Source organism: Phytobacter palmae (assembly GCF_039409775.1).
Lineage (GTDB): Bacteria > Pseudomonadota > Gammaproteobacteria > Enterobacterales > Enterobacteriaceae > Phytobacter > Phytobacter palmae.
Genome location: NZ_JBCIVJ010000011.1, coordinates 1 through 17,783 on the forward strand (window position 1 = coordinate 1; position 17,783 = coordinate 17,783).

General features: G+C 50.6%; 18 protein-coding genes and 1 pseudogene. All 19 read right to left on the minus strand.

Annotated features, from left to right (window positions below; all coding sequences use genetic code 11):
* Nucleotides 1–159: 159 nt before the first annotated feature.
* The 19 genes and pseudogenes from AAIG39_RS14245 to msrP all read right to left on the minus strand — a co-directional run bounded on the left by AAIG39_RS14245 (nucleotide 160) and on the right by msrP (nucleotide 17,548).
* Complete coding sequence (locus tag AAIG39_RS14245) at nucleotides 160–918, minus strand: amino acid ABC transporter ATP-binding protein (RefSeq protein ID WP_039077391.1); 759 nt, start codon at nucleotides 916–918, stop codon at nucleotides 160–162.
* 7 nt (nucleotides 919–925) lie between these two features.
* On the minus strand, nucleotides 926–2,029 hold the full coding sequence (locus AAIG39_RS14250) for an amino acid ABC transporter permease (RefSeq protein ID WP_090082992.1): 1,104 nt from the start codon (nucleotides 2,027–2,029) through the stop codon (nucleotides 926–928).
* Between the two features lie 9 nt (nucleotides 2,030–2,038).
* Nucleotides 2,039–3,220 carry an amino acid ABC transporter permease gene (locus AAIG39_RS14255; protein ID WP_343194144.1) on the minus strand — a complete coding sequence of 394 codons (1,182 nt, stop codon included), beginning with the start codon at nucleotides 3,218–3,220 and terminating at the stop codon, nucleotides 2,039–2,041.
* 70 nt (nucleotides 3,221–3,290) lie between these two features.
* Nucleotides 3,291–4,316, minus strand: a complete 1,026-nt coding sequence (locus tag AAIG39_RS14260) for an amino acid ABC transporter substrate-binding protein (RefSeq protein ID WP_039077394.1) — start codon at nucleotides 4,314–4,316, stop codon at nucleotides 3,291–3,293.
* A 477-nt stretch (nucleotides 4,317–4,793) separates the two neighbouring features.
* On the minus strand, nucleotides 4,794–5,015 hold the full coding sequence (locus AAIG39_RS14265) for a putative periplasmic lipoprotein (protein ID WP_085005561.1): 222 nt from the start codon (nucleotides 5,013–5,015) through the stop codon (nucleotides 4,794–4,796).
* 368 nt (nucleotides 5,016–5,383) lie between these two features.
* Entirely contained in the window at nucleotides 5,384–7,462 is a 2,079-nt protein-coding gene (locus tag AAIG39_RS14270; protein WP_343194145.1) for a putative bifunctional diguanylate cyclase/phosphodiesterase, read from the minus strand.
* Nucleotides 7,463–7,604: 142 nt separating this feature from the next.
* Nucleotides 7,605–7,769 (minus strand): DUF2556 family protein, encoded by a 165-nt coding sequence (locus tag AAIG39_RS14275; protein ID WP_039077398.1) that lies wholly within the window; start codon nucleotides 7,767–7,769, stop codon nucleotides 7,605–7,607.
* A gap of 632 nt (nucleotides 7,770–8,401) precedes the next feature.
* Nucleotides 8,402–8,770, minus strand: coding sequence for an STY0301 family protein (locus AAIG39_RS14280; RefSeq protein ID WP_343194146.1), 369 nt, complete (start codon nucleotides 8,768–8,770; stop codon nucleotides 8,402–8,404).
* Nucleotides 8,757–9,014 carry a BPSL0067 family protein gene (locus AAIG39_RS14285; protein WP_343194197.1) on the minus strand — a complete coding sequence of 86 codons (258 nt, stop codon included), beginning with the start codon at nucleotides 9,012–9,014 and terminating at the stop codon, nucleotides 8,757–8,759. The genes AAIG39_RS14280 and AAIG39_RS14285 overlap by 14 nt, the downstream gene beginning before the upstream one ends.
* 254 nt (nucleotides 9,015–9,268) lie before the next feature.
* Nucleotides 9,269–9,565, minus strand: a complete 297-nt coding sequence (gene fis / locus AAIG39_RS14290) for a DNA-binding transcriptional regulator Fis (RefSeq protein WP_000462905.1) — start codon at nucleotides 9,563–9,565, stop codon at nucleotides 9,269–9,271.
* Between the two features lie 23 nt (nucleotides 9,566–9,588).
* On the minus strand, nucleotides 9,589–10,554 hold the full coding sequence (dusB, locus tag AAIG39_RS14295; RefSeq protein WP_090082998.1) for a tRNA dihydrouridine synthase DusB: 966 nt from the start codon (nucleotides 10,552–10,554) through the stop codon (nucleotides 9,589–9,591).
* A 358-nt stretch (nucleotides 10,555–10,912) separates the two neighbouring features.
* The gene (gene prmA, locus AAIG39_RS14300; protein ID WP_343194147.1) at nucleotides 10,913–11,794 is read right to left on the minus strand and encodes a 50S ribosomal protein L11 methyltransferase; all 882 of its coding nucleotides are present in this window, start codon (nucleotides 11,792–11,794) and stop codon (nucleotides 10,913–10,915) included.
* A gap of 11 nt (nucleotides 11,795–11,805) precedes the next feature.
* On the minus strand, nucleotides 11,806–13,257 hold the full coding sequence (gene panF, locus AAIG39_RS14305) for a sodium/pantothenate symporter (RefSeq protein ID WP_343194148.1): 1,452 nt from the start codon (nucleotides 13,255–13,257) through the stop codon (nucleotides 11,806–11,808).
* Nucleotides 13,247–13,489 (minus strand): YhdT family protein, encoded by a 243-nt coding sequence (locus tag AAIG39_RS14310; RefSeq protein WP_249569788.1) that lies wholly within the window; start codon nucleotides 13,487–13,489, stop codon nucleotides 13,247–13,249. Before AAIG39_RS14310 ends, panF begins: the two co-directional genes overlap by 11 nt.
* A gap of 114 nt (nucleotides 13,490–13,603) precedes the next feature.
* Nucleotides 13,604–14,953 (minus strand): acetyl-CoA carboxylase biotin carboxylase subunit, encoded by a 1,350-nt coding sequence (gene accC, locus AAIG39_RS14315; protein WP_090083004.1) that lies wholly within the window; start codon nucleotides 14,951–14,953, stop codon nucleotides 13,604–13,606.
* Between the two features lie 10 nt (nucleotides 14,954–14,963).
* Nucleotides 14,964–15,440, minus strand: coding sequence for an acetyl-CoA carboxylase biotin carboxyl carrier protein (gene accB, locus AAIG39_RS14320; protein WP_039077404.1), 477 nt, complete (start codon nucleotides 15,438–15,440; stop codon nucleotides 14,964–14,966).
* Between the two features lie 21 nt (nucleotides 15,441–15,461).
* Nucleotides 15,462–15,711 (minus strand): annotated as a pseudogene (locus tag AAIG39_RS14325) (type II 3-dehydroquinate dehydratase).
* A gap of 235 nt (nucleotides 15,712–15,946) precedes the next feature.
* Entirely contained in the window at nucleotides 15,947–16,546 is a 600-nt protein-coding gene (msrQ, locus tag AAIG39_RS14330; RefSeq protein WP_090083005.1) for a protein-methionine-sulfoxide reductase heme-binding subunit MsrQ, read from the minus strand.
* On the minus strand, nucleotides 16,547–17,548 hold the full coding sequence (gene msrP, locus AAIG39_RS14335; protein WP_343194149.1) for a protein-methionine-sulfoxide reductase catalytic subunit MsrP: 1,002 nt from the start codon (nucleotides 17,546–17,548) through the stop codon (nucleotides 16,547–16,549).
* Nucleotides 17,549–17,783: the final 235 nt, after the last annotated feature.

The following is a 17,783-nucleotide window of genomic DNA, read 5'->3' on the forward strand; positions in this document are numbered from 1 at the left end:
CATCAATTAAAACAAAAGGCTCAGTCGAAAGACTGGGCCTTTTGTTTATGACATAGATTTATTGTGAATATGCAGCGCTTCTTCACTCCAGGCTTCTGAAACTGCATCAATAAAAAAGGCCATCCTTGCGGATGGCCTTTTGCATTTCTATGATTAATGTCAGTGGATAACCTGCGACAGAAAAGCACGGGTGCGCTCAGACTTAGGATTCGCGAAAAACTCCTGCGGCGGTGCCTGCTCAACGATTTCACCGCGATCCATAAAGATCACCCGGTCCGCAACGGTACGCGCAAAACCCATTTCATGTGTTACGCACAGCATTGTCATGCCTGATTCTGCCAGACCAATCATGGTATCCAGTACTTCTTTCACCATTTCGGGGTCAAGCGCAGAGGTCGGTTCATCGAAGAGCATAATTTTCGGTTTCATACAGAGTGAGCGGGCGATAGCAACACGCTGCTGCTGACCACCAGAAATTTGCCCCGGGAATTTATGGGCGTGCTCAGCGATGCGAACACGCTCCAGATAGTGCATTGCCAGCGCTTCGGCTTCCTTCTTCGGCATCTTCCTCACCCAGATTGGTGCCAGCGTACAGTTCTGCAGTACCGTCAGATGCGGGAAAAGATTGAAGTGCTGAAATACCATACCGACTTCCTGGCGAACCTTTTCTATATTACGGATATCTTCGTTTAACTCGATGCCATCTACCACGATACGGCCCTGCTGATGTTCTTCCAGATGATTAATGCAGCGAATGGTGGTGGATTTTCCTGAGCCAGAAGGTCCGCACAGAACGATACGTTCCCCTTGTTTAACCTTAAGGTTAATATCTTTAAGTACGTGAAATTGCCCGTACCACTTATTCACATCTTCGAGCGTAATCATCGCATCGGCAGGTTGCATAGTAATTTGACTCATAATTTCCTCAATGCGCTGAACGCCCGGTATTGAAGCGCTTCTCCAGATGCTGGCTATAGCGCGACATGCTAAAACAGAAAATCCAGTAAACTAACGCGGCAAACACATAACCCTCGGTCGACATACCGAGCCAGGCTGGGTCAACCGTTGCCTGCTGGACGCTACTGAAAAGATCAAACAGACCGATAATGATCACGAGGCTGGTATCTTTAAACAGCGCGATGATGGTATTTACCAGACCCGGAATAACCAATTTTAAGGCCTGCGGTAAAATCACCAGCCCTTGTGTTTTCCAGTATCCCAGCGCCAGTGACTCGGCAGCTTCGTATTGCCCTTTTGGCAGAGCCTGTAAACCGCCACGCACGACTTCGGCGACGTAGGCGGACTGAAACAGAATCACCCCGACCAGTGCGCGAATCAATTTATCGATATTTGTGCCTTCCGCCATAAACAGCGGCAGCATGACTGAGGACATGAACAGTACGGTGATCAACGGTACGCCACGCCAGAACTCGATAAAAATCACTGACAATACCCGCACCACCGGCATTTTTGAGCGACGCCCGAGCGCCAGCAATATGCCCAGAGGTAAAGCGCCAGCGATACCCACAGAGGCGATGATCAACGTCAGCGTTAACCCGCCCCACTGGCGCGTTTCCACGCGATCGAGTCCCAAAAAACCACCGTACATCAGCCACCACACCACGAGAGGATAGGCCACGGCCCAGCAAGCGATATAGCGACCACGACTCGGTAGCTTTTTCCAGAACATCGGTACGATAGAAAGGAGTCCGACAATCAAGGCGAGGTTAATGCGCCAGCGTTGCTCATGCGGATAGAGGCCATACATGAACTGACCAAAACGCTCATGAATAAACACCCAGCACGCACCCGCTTTGGTACAGTCCGCGCGTGTCGATCCTATCCAGTTAGCCTGAAAAAGGGCCCAGTTCAGCAGCGGCGGAATCAATTCCCACATCAGCCACAGACAGAAGAGCGTCAGCAGCGCGTTCAGCCAGCTTGAAAATAAGTTTTTCTTTATCCACAGCACAATACCGCTGCTTCCTGCACGGGTCTGGCGCGTAGATTGAGACAGAATAGCTTTTGTCATCAGATGTCCTTAGCGCTCAATTAATGCAATACGGCGGTTATAGATATTCATAAGCAACGAAATCGACAGGCTGATAATCAGATAAACCGACATAGTTATCGCTATAGTTTCGATGGCCTGGCCTGTTTGGTTGAGTACCGTACCGGCGAACAACGACACCATATCCGGATAACCAATTGCGGCTGCCAGAGACGAGTTTTTTGCAATGTTCAAATACTGGCTGGTCAGCGGTGGAATAATGACACGCAGCGCCTGAGGAATGATGACCTGACGCAATGTCACCGGATTGGGCAAACCAAGCGAACGTGCCGCCTCATGTTGGCCGTGGGGAACAGACTGAATGCCTGCGCGTATAATCTCGGCAATAAATGCTGAGGTGTAAACTGACAGGGCAATTGTCAGTGCGGCCAGTTCCGGAATTAACACCATGCCACCCTGGAAGTTGAAACCACGCAAATGCGGGATTTCCCAGTGAAGCGCCGCACCAAATACCCAATGTGCCAGCAACGGGAGCCCAATGATCAACCCCAGTGCCGTTGGCCATGTGCGACGTAGCTGGCCGGTTTTAATGTGATGTGCTTTGTTGAAGCGATACAGACCGATGCTGATAGCCAGTGCGAGAACAATCGTGCCGATAAATGCCCATAGTCCTTCGCCCAGTTGAGGTGATGGGATATAGAGCCCCCTGTTACTGAGAAAAAGCAAATCCATAGCGCCAATAGCCTGACGTGGGCCAGGTAAATTACGCAGTACGGCGAAATACCAGAAGAAGATTTGCAGCAGTGGGGGAATATTTCGGAACGTCTCGATATAAATCGTAGAAAGTTTACGCAGCAGCCAGTTTTCTGAAAGACGGCAGAGCCCAAGGAAGAAGCCGATAAATGACGCAAAAACAATGCACAGCGCAGATACCAGTAAAGTGTTGAGCAGGCCTACAAAGAAAACCCGGCCATAAGTGTCACCCTGTTCGTAGTCGATAAGGTGCTGAACAATGCCAAAGCCGGCAGCGCGGTCGAGAAAAGCAAAACCAGAGGTAATGCCACGACTGTTCAGGTTGGTAATAGTATTGTGTATCAAATAGATCGCGATGCTGATAACAGCAAGAATAGCGATAATTTGAAACAGCCAGGCACGAACCGCAGGGTTTGAAAAGGAGAGCGATCCTTTAACGGTTGGGCGGCGTTGGGACATAAGAAAACCTCGGTAACCATGACTCTGGAGTGGGCGCCGCATGTGCAGCGCCCGTTACAGCGCTTACGTCTTAACGTACTGGCGGAGCGTACTGGATGCCGCCGTTGTTCCAGAGATTGTTCTGGCCACGTTTGATTTTCAGCGCGCTGTCAGCACCGACGTTACGTTCAAAGATTTCAGAGTAGTTGCCCACTTTCTTGATGATGTTGTAGGCCCATTTGTTGTCGAGCTTCAGGTCTTTACCAAAATCACCTTCGGTGCCCAACAGATGCGCCATGTCTGGCGTTGCCGGTTTAGCCGCTTTCTCGTCAACGTTTTTCGAGTTAATGCCCATCTCTTCTGCGTTCAGCATGGCAAACAGCGTCCAGCGTACGATGGAGAACCAATCTTCATCACCGCGACGAACGACCGGGCCCAGCGGCTCTTTGGAGATAACTTCTGGCAGAACGATCCATTCAGCCGGGTTGCTCAGCTTAATGCGCAGCGCGTACAGCTGGGACTGGTCAGATGCCAGTGTATCGCAACGACCTGATTCCAGCGCTTTTGCGGATTCATCAGAACGGTCAAAGGTTACCGGCGTGTATTTCATATTGTTGGATTTAAAGTAATCCGCCACGTTAAGTTCGGTATCGGTACCCGCCTGAATACATACGGTTGCGCCATCCAGCTCTTTGGCGCTTTTCAGGCCTGCTTTGTTGTGGGTCAGGAAGCCGATACCGTCGTAATAGGTTACGCCAGTAAATGACATACCCATGCCTGCATCGCGTGAAGAGGTCCAGGTTGTGTTACGGGAAAGAATATCTACCTCGCCGGATTGCAGCGCAGTGAAACGCTCTTTAGCGGTCAGCGGGGTGTATTTTACTTTCGTGTCATCGCCAAATACGGCCGCAGCAACGCCACGGCATACATCTACATCGATACCGGTAAATTTACCGTTTGCATCTGCGTAAGAGAAGCCAGGGAGACCGTCACTGATACCGCACTGTACAAAACCTTTCTTCTTAACGGCATCCAGAGTTGTGCCAGCATGGGCTTGATTAGCAACGGCAAACAGCACGCCGGCAGCTGCCAGGCTGGCAATCATCATCTTTTTCATAATGCATCCTGTGTGGCGAAAAAATTATCGTTATATGGAGGCGTCCGGGAAACGCCTAAAACCTGTCTGTGGCTTTGGCCATACTCTTTAAAGCAAAGGTAGTGCCAGTTTTTGCGAACGCGGAAAAATGCGAGCCGCGAGCGCAATATGGAGAGTGTAGACAGGAAAAAATAACCGCAACGCCCTGCTATGGTGCAAAATTCCAACCTGCGCCACAAAACAGAGCAAAAAACTTTCACTTAGCCAATTCTGCTAACAAATAAGTTTCCTGGGTTAATATAAGCAAGGAAGTTAAACGTATTACTTTGTGAAACATGTCACGAGCAGGGATGAAATAATCAAAAATGTGGTGGGAAATCATGCGGAACTGCAGAATTATTTAAATAGTTTGCTCATTTTTGATGCTAAAAATTTACGCCGATAAAAAGAGGTGCACTGTAATAAAGCAAAGCGCGGCATAGCCGCGCTTTGGACCCGTTATTTAGTTAACGCGACGATACCCAGCGTTAAGCCTGCCAGTGCTGCAGCCCCTCCGGCAATCGCACCTGCGGTTTCCCAGTTATCCTGAGTTGTTCCTTTTACGCAGGTATTGGTATGGACCAGACGGCCCTGGTCGTCATACACAGGGACGCAAGGAGAGTCATGCGCACAGCCTGCCAGGGTAGCGGTAAGCAGAACAACGGAAATTAATCTTTTCATGATGTTACCTCTAAATAGTTCCGATCCCCGGTATCAAATAACGATACCAGTGCAGAATCGATACGCTATTTTAACATCGCGAATATTAAGAATGCTTCGTTCAATAATCTCAAAGTATGAGTAGTGTAAACATCATGGAGAGAATAACGATATTCCACCGAATTATGCAGAAAAAAAGGAAGTGCAAAAGAGGCTGCGAAAGTTTTGATAACAGAATATAAAAATTTCAGGTTTGTTATCTGCGATGAGCCAATGATTTTAATGAAGATTATGTAAATAGCAATAACAGAAAAGATTAAAAATACTGACAGGCATTTTTATAAGAGGGTGTGAAATTCAACACCCTTACTTATCTATTCTGTTGATATTTAAAAAACAGGTTCCTGTTGGCACAAGGTATTTCCCTGAGAACTGATAATTTCAGGCGTGACCGGGCGACCCAGAAGATAACCTTGTAAGGTATTGCATCCCAACTCAGTCAAAAAGGCTTGCTGTTCTGCGGTTTCAACCCCTTCCGCCACCACCTTCAAATTTAACGTTTTCGCCAGCGCGATGATAGCCGAGACGATAGTCGCATCGTCGCCATCGCTGCTGAGTTCTCTGACAAAAGCGCGATCAATTTTTAGTTCACATGCGGGAAGCCGCTTGAGATAGAGCAAGCTGGAATAGCCGGTACCAAAGTCGTCAATAGACGCCTGCACGCCTGCATCGGTAAGCTCCGTCAAGACACGAACACTCTCGTCAGGGTTGGTCATCGCCGTGGTTTCGGTAACTTCCAGAATTAGCGTGTCAGGTGGCACCCCATGCTTTTGCAGACTATCCATGATGGTCTGAACCAGCGATGGCTGTTCAAATTGCAGTGTTGATAAGTTGACCGCTACCGACCAGTCGATATTACCCTGCTCGCGCCATTCGCTTAACTGGCGACACGCTTCATCAATGACCCAGTTTCCAAGTGGGACAATCAGGCCGGTCTTTTCTGCCAACGGTAAAAAGATATCCGGAGAGAGCATCCCGCGTTTTGGATGCTGCCAGCGGAGCAGGGCTTCAAAGCCGATGATTGGTCCTGCTGGTGCCTGGAATTTGGGCTGATAAACCAGGCGGAACTCTTTACGTTCTGTTGCCAGCCACAGGTCGTTCATCAGCTGTAACTGCGTCTGCGCAAGGGTGTTCATGGAGGGCTGGAAGAAGTGATAGCCGTTTCGCCCCATATGTTTGGTGTGATACATCGCAGCGTCCGCGTTAAACATCAGTTCACGCTCATTTTTACCATCGTGCGGATAGAGAGCGATGCCAACGCTCAGGGTGACCATCATGTCATAGGGATCGATATTAAACGGTTTGTCGATAACGCGTACCAGCGAGCCTGCAAGCGCCGCTGCTTCATCAGGGGCGCATACTTCTGTTAACAGGACGAATTCGTCACCGCCCATACGAGCCAGCGTATATTGTCCGTTGAGCTGCTGTCTGAGGCGTTCAGTTACGGCAACCAGCAATTTATCGCCCACATCGTGCCCATAGGCGTCGTTAACGGTTTTAAAGCCGTCAAGGTCCATAAACATCAGAGCGAAGAAAGACCCTTCACGTCTGGCTTTATTTATCGCCTGATCCAGACGGTCTTCCAGCAGTACGCGGTTAGGCAGGCGCGTTAGGGTATCGTGTAGCGCCAGTTGGGCAAGTTCACGGTTTGCTTCTGCCAGTGAAGAAGCCAGTTGAGATGTTCGCGCCTGCAGGCGTGCATCCAGCATGGAAACGAGGAGGGTGATGCCGAGGATGGAAAATGCCACGACACTGACCAGTACGGCCAGCCAACTACCATTAACACCATGGTGACTCATTGGTTCCTGGTCAGGGAATTGCGCAGCCATCATGCCACTGTAATGCATACCGGCAATGGCGAGCCCCATCAAAATAGCCGCACCAAAGCGCATTAATGCTACCTGAGCGGCTTCATGGCGAAGACGGAAAGTTAGCCAGAGCGCGGCAAAAGAGGCGGTTAACGCAATGATGACCGAGACGGCGACCCAGAACATATCCCAGATAATAGCGGGTTCTACTTTCAGTGCTGCCATGCCCGTATAGTGCATAGCAACGATCCCCATACCCATCACAAAGGAACCGGGCAGAAGATGCAGCATCGTCAGTTCATTGCCGCTGACTAACCAGAGTGCGAACCATGAGGCGCCGATGGCGATGAGCATGGAGAGCGCCGTCAATAATGGGTCATAGCTCAGGTGCATTGAGATATCCATCGCCAGCATGCCGATAAAATGCATGGCCCAGATACCGATGCCCATTGCTACACCGCCGCCGGTCAACCACACCCATGATGAAGATCCTGAGCTGGTGGACACTCGACCTGCCATATTTAGCGCAGTATAGGAAGCCAGAATGGCGACAATAAAAGAAACAGCAACAAGGATTTGGTCGTATTGGCTAACCAGCATGATGTCATCAACTCATTCACAAAAGGTCTTATGCGTAACTACACTTGAGAAGACAAAAAAGGTGGTGACATTATCATTGCAAATGGACGACTCAAAACGGTTTCTCTGCTTGCACGAAGCAAGAGGCCGGATGGGAAAACAGCTAATTTAAATCAGCACAGTTCACCAGCTTGAGAGGATTGACGGAATCCATGTTTCGGCATTTATCTACCTCTGTTGTCAGGAATTCGATCCACTGCATGATCAATGCATCCAGCAACAGGACAGAAAGGGCAAAAATAACCAGCCAAAAATACTTTCGAATCATCCCGCATATCCTTTTCGTGCAACCATTCGTTGGGAATATACACGAAAATGTTATCGGCAGGAGTTGAGGAAAGATAAGTTTTTTGGCGGAATCCCGGCGAAAAAAAGCGCGTCCCCATGCCGGTCCGCGCCTTTTAATCAGCAGTCTCTGATGGCTATCAGTTCATGCCATATATTCAGAACCTACGTTTTTATGGTTCGTGCCAGTTTATTGATATTCATCTTCATGAAATAAAAAGATTAATTACCTTTTATTGCTCACCTGTGTACATTGTCGGTCATGGGGTAACATTGAGATGAGTGGTCAATGGGGTAGTCAGTGTTATGAATGAACTGAGGTTTTTATCGCTGGTGGTACGAACAAACTGAGCGATACGTCACTAAGAAAAATGTTGGGCTGGGAAAGCCCTGCTGAAAATTTTATACGTTGCCGTGTGGCCGGAACGCTTGCCGCAAAGGCGCGTCACCGCCAGCGCATGACCGCTCCGGAATATCGATGACGCAAGCCTGCGCCCCGGAGATAATCCTTCTTCATGGCGGTGCTGGTGGCCCTGTAATTTACGCATTTATCGTTTCTGTAGGAAAGGACTTGCCAGAAACACCGGCAGGGCACTATCTGGCAATAAGATGGGGTTATTCGCAGGAGGCGTAAAACTCTTCTTTGCTGTATCCATACCACGCAGAGCATTTCTGTGCTGTTGCGGGTACCTTTACAGTGGCAGTTTTATGTGTTTCTTTGTACTGGCAAACAAGAAATACGGACGTGTTATGCTCCTTCGCATAATCCTGTGAGTCCTTAAGTGTCCATACCAGTTCTTCATCCGTATCCGGCAATAATGAAGCCCTTTCTTCTGGCGGCCCGACGAAAACATCAACTAAATTCATTCGGTGTTTTTTGTTGCCTTCTTTTAAAACAGGCGGGCAGTTTACTTTTTCGGCAAAAACAGAACTGGAAAAAAGTAAGGCCACGCTACCTAAAATTAATGTTTTACTCCACGACATAGTAATTCCCTCCGACGTTTTCGGGGCGCAGTTGCTGAGTGAAGCGGATTGTTCGCTGACTGACAGAGTGAGGTGTTATTACTTTTTCGCCTCGCTTATCGGTACTGTGTCCCATCCACTGATCCAGAACCTGAATCCCATTTGCATCTTGCCCGGGGTAAATTGCTGCGTGGGATCTGCCGTCTGTGTGATTTCCGTATCGACCATAGGCATCAAACGTTGCTATTGCTGTGCCCGGGGTAATCTATGTATTTCCTTTAACCAGTACGCCGCGTCGCCATGCTGCCGTTCGCGGCCAGAGGGCTAACGCGCATAGTTAACCGCATTGCTAATTCGCAACTCACTGCGCCGTTGGCGCCCATCCCTGTACAGCCCGTAGATATCTCACGTTATCGTTCGGTGTAGTTATATGTAATCAGTGGTGTAGTCAGTTCAATAAAAAAGGCGCTATCCCATGCCGAGTAGCGCCTTTTTAAACAGTCACTTAGCTGATGATTATCAGTTCATGCCGTATTTTTTCAGTTTCTTACGCAGCGTACCACGGTTGATACCCATCATCAGGGCAGCGCGGGTTTGGTTGCCGCGGGTGTATTGCATCACCATGTCCAACAGTGGCTGTTCAACCTCAGCCAGTACCAGCTCATACAGGTCATTAACATCCTGACCGTTCAGTTGAGCAAAATAGTTCTTCAGTGCCTGTTTAACCGAGTCACGCAGGGGCTTTTGAGTTACCTGATCCTGAGAGTTAACGGTAGAAACGGTCAGTACGTCAGAATTTACGCGTTGTTCGAACATAGTTCTGTCAGCTCTTTATTTCATTACGCAAGATTTTCGAAGTATGCCTCCAACGCCTCCAGCTGTTCGCTGGCATCCTCTATGGCGTTGAATGTGCGCCGAAACTGGTCATTTGGAGCGTGCTCCTGGAGATACCAGGAGACGTGTTTACGTGCAATTCGGTACCCTTTTGCCTGACCATAAAAGTCATGCAATTCCCGAACATGCGCGCAAAGCAAGCGCTTAACCTCTGCCAAAGGCAGTGGGGCGAGCAGCTCCCCAGTGTCCAGATAATGCTGGATTTCCCGAAAGATCCAGGGTCTTCCCTGAGCTGCACGGCCTATCATCAGGGCATCAGCCCCCGTATAGTCGAGTACAGCTCTGGCTTTAAGCGGGTCAGTGATGTCACCATTCGCGATAATCGGAATGGAAACCTTCTGCTTAACTGCCCGAATGCTGTCGTACTCAGCGTCTCCGTTGAACAAACAGGCGCGGGTGCGTCCATGTATGGTCAGAGCCTGAATGCCACAGTCTTCAGCCAGTTGGGCAATTTCTACGCAGTTACGGTGTTCCGGAGCCCAGCCAGTGCGAATCTTAAGCGTGACAGGCACTTCCACTGCTTCCACTACCGCGCTCAGGATAGACTTCACCAGGTCCGGGTATTGCAGCAGGGCAGAGCCCGCAAGCTTGCGATTCACTTTCTTTGCCGGGCAGCCCATATTGATATCAATAATCTGGGCGCCGCTTTCTACATTGATACGTGCGGCTTCCGCCATTTCTTCCGGGTCACTACCGGCAATTTGCACGGTACGAATACCGGGCTCATCAATATGCACCATCCGCAGTCTTGACTTGTCACTCTCCCAAACCTGCGGGTTGGAGGACATCATCTCGGATACCGTTAATCCGGCCCCCATCTCGTAGCACAACGTCCGAAATGGTCTGTCAGTAATGCCAGCCATTGGCGCTGCGATCAGTCGATTTCTGAGCTGGTAGTGTCCGATGCGCATGAGTTAAGAAATGACCATACTGTGACTGCAAGGCGGCGTATATTACGCATTTTTCGCACGAGATGAAAGGCCAAACTTTGACCAATCCACTGTCGCAGATCAATGAATCACAGCGTAAGGCGGCTGTTGAAAATATTAATGATTTAAAATCATTGGGTTATATATTGATGGTGAATTTGTGAGCAAATATAAATTCGTCAAACTTCTCTGTTTTTCTTCATGAGAACCCTGATTCAGCGGCATATTTTGCTGTTTTAATCGTCAAAAAAGAGGGTGAAAATGAGATCAGACTCCCATTTTCACCCTATGGAGCATTATGTTGCTGAATGCTTCACGGTCTCATTGCCATGCAATCGGCTTACTTTTTCTGCCCGGTAATGCGGCACCATTCTTCTTTTTCCACTACGTCATCGAGTGTGAAGGTATCACGATAGGCTTCACATACGCTTTCGGCCTGGCTGGCGAGGATGCCGGAAAGGCCGAGCAGGCCTCCTGAGACCGGCAGTACGCTGATAAGCGGGGCAAGCTCGCGCAAAGGGCCTGCCAGAATATTGGCGACCACCACGTCCGCCTGCATTGCGTCTGGCTGCTCATGTGGGAGATACAGTTCCAGACGCTCAGAGACGCCGTTGCGCTCTGCGTTGTCACGGCTCGCCTGAATAGCCTGCGGGTCGATATCAATACCGATCGCTTTCTCCGCCCCCAGTTTCAGCGCGGCAATCGCCAGAATGCCGGAACCGCAGCCGAAGTCGATCACGGTTTTACCCGCTAAATCCAGACCATCAAGCCACTGCAGACACAACGAAGTGGTCGGATGCGTGCCCGTACCGAACGCCAGGCCCGGATCGAGCATCACGTTTACCGCGTTTTTGTCCGGCACATCGCGCCAGCTCGGGCAGATCCAGAGGCGTTCGCCAAAGCGCATCGGGTGGAAGTTATCCATCCATTCACGCTCCCAGTCTTTATCTTCGAGCTGTTCAATTTTGTGTGCGAAACCTGCAACCAGCAGCGGATGTTGCTCAAGGATCGCCACTACCTCATTCATGTCGGTTTCGGCATCGAACAGGCCAATAACATCGGTATCACCCCACAGGCGCGTCTCACCCGGCAGCGGTTCGAAGACCGGCGTGTCATGCGTGTCCTGAAAGGTGATGGAGACCGAACCGGCTTCCATCAGCGCATCGCTCAGATCTTCGGCGTTAGCGCCGGTTGTATTCAGTTTTAGTTGGATCCACGGCATGGCAAAACTCTTTATTTATCAGGAGAAATCGTAGCGGTCTGTGAGACGGGTTGACCGAAACGGTTCCCGACCACAAACGCCAGTAAACTTAACAGCAACGAAGGCACAATCGGATGGAAGCCCAGGTACTGAATCTTAAACGTTGCAAGTACGGCATAAAGCACGCCGCCGACTATCATGGCGCTTAGCGCGCCTGCCGCGTTTGCTCGTTCCCAGTAAAGCCCCAGCACCAGTGGCCACAGGAACACGGCTTCCAGCCCACCAAACGCCAGCAGGTTCAGCCAGATGATCATCTCTGGTGGTCGCCATGCGGCAAGCATCATTAAAATACCGAGCACCAGGGTGATGATCATGGAGATGCGTTTCAGACGCTGCTCATTACGTAGTTGTTCCGGGCGCGTGTTCAGCCAGAGATCTTTAATGATCGTAGCGGACGCCTGCAAAAGATGGGCGTTAACGTTCGACATAATTGCCGCCATTGGCGCGGCCAGGAATAACCCGGCGGCAAACGGCGGCAGCACTTCAACCATCAGCGTTGGGATAACCAGGTCAGGTACTTTCAAATCAGGCAGCACCGCGCGTCCCAGGGCTCCGGCCAGATGCATGCCCAGCATCAGAAGGGTCACCACAATGGTACCGATGATAATGCCCCGATGTACGGCTTTGCTGTCTTTATAGGAGATGCAGCGAACAGCGGTGTGGGGAAGGCCAATTACGCCGAAACAGACTAACACCCAGAACGACGCCATAAACGCGGGGGAAAGAATGTCATCGCCCCCCTGCGGCGTGACCAGCTTCGGATCGATATGCTGTAACTTATCTACGGCACTGTGTAAGCCCCCTGCGGCATGGACCACGCCGACCAGTAAGACAATAGTGCCGACCAGCATCACCATTCCTTGCATGGTGTCATTCAGTACACTGGCACGAAAACCGCCAAATGCTGTGTAGAGCGCGATACTGATCCCGAATATCAGCAGCCCGGATTCATACTCAATACCGGCGGCGGTTTCCAGCAGGCGAGCACCGCCGATAAATTGTACGGCAATGGCCCCCACAAACGCGACCAGCAGGCTGATACTGGCGATCCACACTACGGTGCGGCTTTGATAGCGCGCCAGCAGCATATCGTTAAGCGTGATGGCGTTGTAGCGGCGGGCGAGAATCGCAAATTTTTTACCGAGTATGCCCAGTGATAGCCAGATGGTAGGTACCTGAATCATGGCCAGCAGCACCCAACCCAAGCCGTATTTATAGGCTGCTCCCGGGCCGCCAATAAAAGAGCTGGCGCTGATATAGGAGGTGGTGAGCGTCATCGCCAGCACCAGCCCTCCCATCGAACGACTGCCAAGAAAATACTCGGTCAGAAAGGTTCCGGATGTACGTTGACGCATAGCGTAGACCGACAAACCTAAGACAATCAGCATATAGGCAATCAGAGGAATAATGACTTCAAGCCGCATCGTTATCCTCCAGTGAGATATCGCGGAAGATAAAGCGTACCATCGCCCAGCACAGCAGAATAAACACCAGCGGCGTTAACAGGCAGGCTATTTCAAACCAGTGTGGTAAGCCGGTAAACCCCATCATTGAATCTGGTAAGTAAGCAGTTACTAACCATGCGATGAGGTAGAGGAGGGTCAGCCACAGCGCCCAGCGCGCTTCTTTGTGGGCCTGAACAAAACGCTTGTCCATTTTGTGTCCCATGTGGATAAAGAAAGCGGGGATTGTACCTTATGGATACTCCATGATCCTCTTAAATAAAAAAGGCCGGAACTCCGGCCTTTCGCATAGATACATCACCAGGTCTTACTTTTCGTTCAGACCGAGTTTCTTTTCCAGATAGTGGATATTAGTGCCACCCTGCTGGAATTTCTCATCACTCATGATGCGCATCTGCAGATCTACGTTGGTTTTGATGCCGTCAATGATCAGCTCCTGCAACGCATTTTTCATACGCGCAATTGCCACATCACGGTTCTCACCAAAGCAAATCAACTTGCCGATCATTGAGTCATAGTACGGCGGCACAGTGTAACCGGCGTAAATGTGCGATTCCCAGCGCACGCCAAAACCGCCTGGCGCGTGGAAACGGGTGATTTTACCCGGACTCGGCAGGAAGGTATTCGGATCTTCGGCGTTGATACGGCATTCCACCGCATGGCCTTTCACCACAACTTCTTCCTGTTTGATGGACAGTGGCTGACCGGCAGCGATACGCAACTGCTCTTTGATCAGATCCACGCCAGTGATCATTTCGGTCACCGGATGTTCCACCTGGATACGGGTGTTCATTTCAATGAAATAGAACTCACCGTTTTCGAACAGGAACTCAAACGTACCTGCCCCACGGTAGCCGATATCCACACAGGCTTTGGCGCAACGCTCGCCGATATAGCGGCGCAGTTCCGGGGTGATGCCCGGAGCCGGCGCCTCTTCGACAACTTTCTGGTGACGACGCTGCATGGAGCAGTCGCGTTCGGCCAGATAAATGGCGTTGCCCTGGCCGTCTGCCAGTACCTGGATCTCGATGTGACGAGGATTTTCCAGGTATTTTTCCATGTACACCATGTCATTGTTGAACGCCGCTTTGGCTTCAGCTTTGGTCATGGCAATGGACTGCGCCAGTTCAGCGTCACCGCGAACCACGCGCATACCGCGACCGCCGCCGCCGCCGGACGCCTTGATGATAACCGGGTAGCCAATGCGTTTGGCATGCGCGCGGTTTACGTCCATATCGTCGCCCAGCGGGCCGTCTGAGCCCGGTACGGTCGGTACGCCCGCTTTCTTCATGGCAGTAATCGCCGACACTTTGTCGCCCATCAGGCGAATGGTGTCTGCTTTCGGTCCGATGAAGATAAAGCCGGACTGCTCAACCTGCTCGGCAAAGTTGGCGTTCTCTGAGAGGAAACCATAACCGGGGTGAATCGCCACCGCGCCGGTGATCTCCGCCGCGCTGATGATAGCCGGGATGTTCAGATAGCTTTTTACGGACGGCGCCGGTCCGATACAGACCGTCTCATCCGCCAGGAGTACGTGTTTTAAATCGCGATCCGCAGTCGAATGCACAGCGACGGTCTTGATGCCCAGTTCTTTACAGGCACGAAGAATACGCAGTGCAATCTCGCCGCGGTTAGCGATGACAATTTTATCCAGCATGTGCGCCTCGTTATTCGATGACGACCAGCGGCTCGTCAAACTCTACCGGCTGGCCACTTTCAACCAGAATGGCTTTCACTACGCCCGCTTTGTCGGCTTCGATCTGGTTCATCATTTTCATGGCTTCAACGATGCACAGGGTATCGCCTACATTGACTTTCTGGCCGACTTCACAGAACGCTTTTGCGTCCGGGCTCGGCGTGCGGTAGAAGGTCCCGACCATCGGGGAACGTACGATGTGACCACTGATTTGCGCAGCCGCAGGTTCTGCTGCCGTAGCCGGAGCTGCGGGAGCGACTGCGCCAGAAAGCGCAGGGGCTGGCTGCTGCATAACCGGAGCCGCATAAGCTTGCTGCATCACCGGGAAGCCCGTGTTCACCGGTGCGCGGCTGATGCGTACAGACTCTTCGCCTTCAGAAATTTCCAGTTCAGCGATGCCTGATTCTTCAACCAGTTCGATCAGTTTTTTAATCTTACGAATATCCATGAGTGGGTTCCGTACTCTTGTTTAGTTTGATTGTGACAGGCGTTTTACCGCCGTCTGTAAAGCGTATGTACAACTGCCAGCATCAGGTCCGAAGACCACGCCAGTAGCGATTTCGGAGAGCCAGGAATGATGGCGAGATGGTTCGTGCGCATGCGTATTGCCCTGAGTGAACTCAGTAAAGTCGAAGGGTGCCATAGGTTTCCGACTTGCGTGCTCCCGGCATGTTAAGATTGGGGCCGTTTAAAAGCAAAATGCGCAACTTACCAGCCATCGTGCTGCTATCTCCTGCAATTTTCCGGTAAAAAACAAAATATACCTTCATTGCGTGGTTGTCACCTTTTTGGACCTTAAAAAGCCCGCCGGGCAAAACCAAAGTCGCACATTATAACTATTTCGTAGCATTTAGCAGCTAAATACTGGTCTTATCAGGGAAGATTATCAACCGCATTTGGTTTTTAACCCTGCGATTGATAATGGAATTGCGGAGGACTGCACATATCGAAACTTTAGCGCCACCACTGGCGGAACTTCTTGTATCGCCACGCTAAAAGCACGAATGCAGCAACTGCATAAAGGAGGGGTAATGGCGATAAAATCTTCACGGACCACAGATAATGGATGGGGGCCAGGATCGCGACCAGATAGACGAAATTATGCAATAGTTGCCATCTTTTGCCCATTTTTCGCTGCGCCCATTGGGTAGATGTGGCTGCCAGTGCCAACAGGATAAACCAGCTCACAATTCCTAACATTAAATACGGGCGCGTTATCAGCTCCTGGCCAAGCAGCGCCAGATTGTTGATGCCCAGCTCCAGCAGTGCGTAACTGGTCAGGTGCAATGTTGCCCACGCAAAACACCATAGTCCAAGTAAACGACGGGTGCGAATAAGCAACGGTTGTTTAGCGTAGCGCGCCAGTGGCGCAACCAGCAAGCCTGCCAGTAAAAATTTCAGCGCCATTCTGCCGGTAAAATGTTGAATATCTTTTGCCGGGTCGGCACTAAAATACCCCTGCGACGATGCCCAAAACAACCAGACAAACGGCAAAAAACCTGCCAGGTGCAGTAATACTTTAAGCCAGACCACCTGTTTTGCTGTTAAACGCACTCAAAAGTTCTCCCGCAGATCCAAACCACGATAAAGGGACGCCACTTCGTCCGCATAGCCATTAAAGAGAAGCGTAGGCTGGCGTTTTACATCCAGCACACCGCCGGAGCCGATAAAGCGTTCGGTCGCTTGTGACCAGCGAGGATGGTCGACATGCGGATTCACGTTAGCAAAAAAACCATACTCATTTGGCGCAGCAAGATTCCAGGTAGTAGGGGGACGTTCTTTCGTTAGCTTGATGCTGACTATCGATTTAATTCCCTTAAAGCCGTATTTCCACGGAACGGTCAGGCGGATCGGTGCCCCATTTTGGGGTGGCAACGCTTTCCCATAAACGCCAACTGACAATAGGGTGAGGGGATGCATGGCTTCATCTATACGTAACCCTTCTACGTAGGGATATTCCAGGCCGCCGCCAATGAAGCGATCCTTCTGACCTGGCATCTCGTCAGGTGCATAAAGCGTTTGAAATGCCACATATTTTGCGTTGCTGGTAGGTTCGACCAGGGACAGCAGTTTATGCAGTGGGAAGCCCGTCCATGGAATCACCATCGACCAGGCCTCAACACAGCGCATGCGGTAGATTCGCTCCTCCAGCGGGAAACGTGTGGTAAGCGCGTGATAATCGAGCGTAAGGGGTTTGGCAACTTCGCCGTCAATTTTTAGAGTCCATGGATTGGTTTTCATGCTTCCCGCGTTGGCTGCGGGATCGGCTTTATCCAGTCCAAACTCATAGAAATTGTTATAGCCCGTTACTTTATCTTCCGGAGTCAGGGTCAGCGCGTTTTGCCACTGCTCTGGTTTGCTAAACTGCAAGGGTTTGCCAGAAGTTGCTTTAGGCCGATCGTTTCCTTTAAACCAGTCAAGTAGATCGGCGCGCGCAGTGGGAGACAGACTCAGTGCAGCGGCACTGATGCCCAGCGTTTTCAGGATCTGGCGACGTCGCAGCATAAATACGGATTCGGCGGTGACATCGGATTCAGTAAGTTTTTTCTTTTGCATAATCTTCCCCCTTTTCAATACTTGTAGCACGGCGAATATGCGGTCGGGGGATTATCACGAAAAATTGAAATCTGGTGGTTTACTTACCGTGGGTAGCCTTTGCTCCCCTGGACGATTGGCAAAAAAATTCTGAGGACTATACTCGCATAGTTGTATGCAATACTGATTGCCAGCGGCGTCAGGCCTGCTAGTATGCCAGGCTCATTTTCTGGTTAGCGCTTACTTTGTTTTTTCC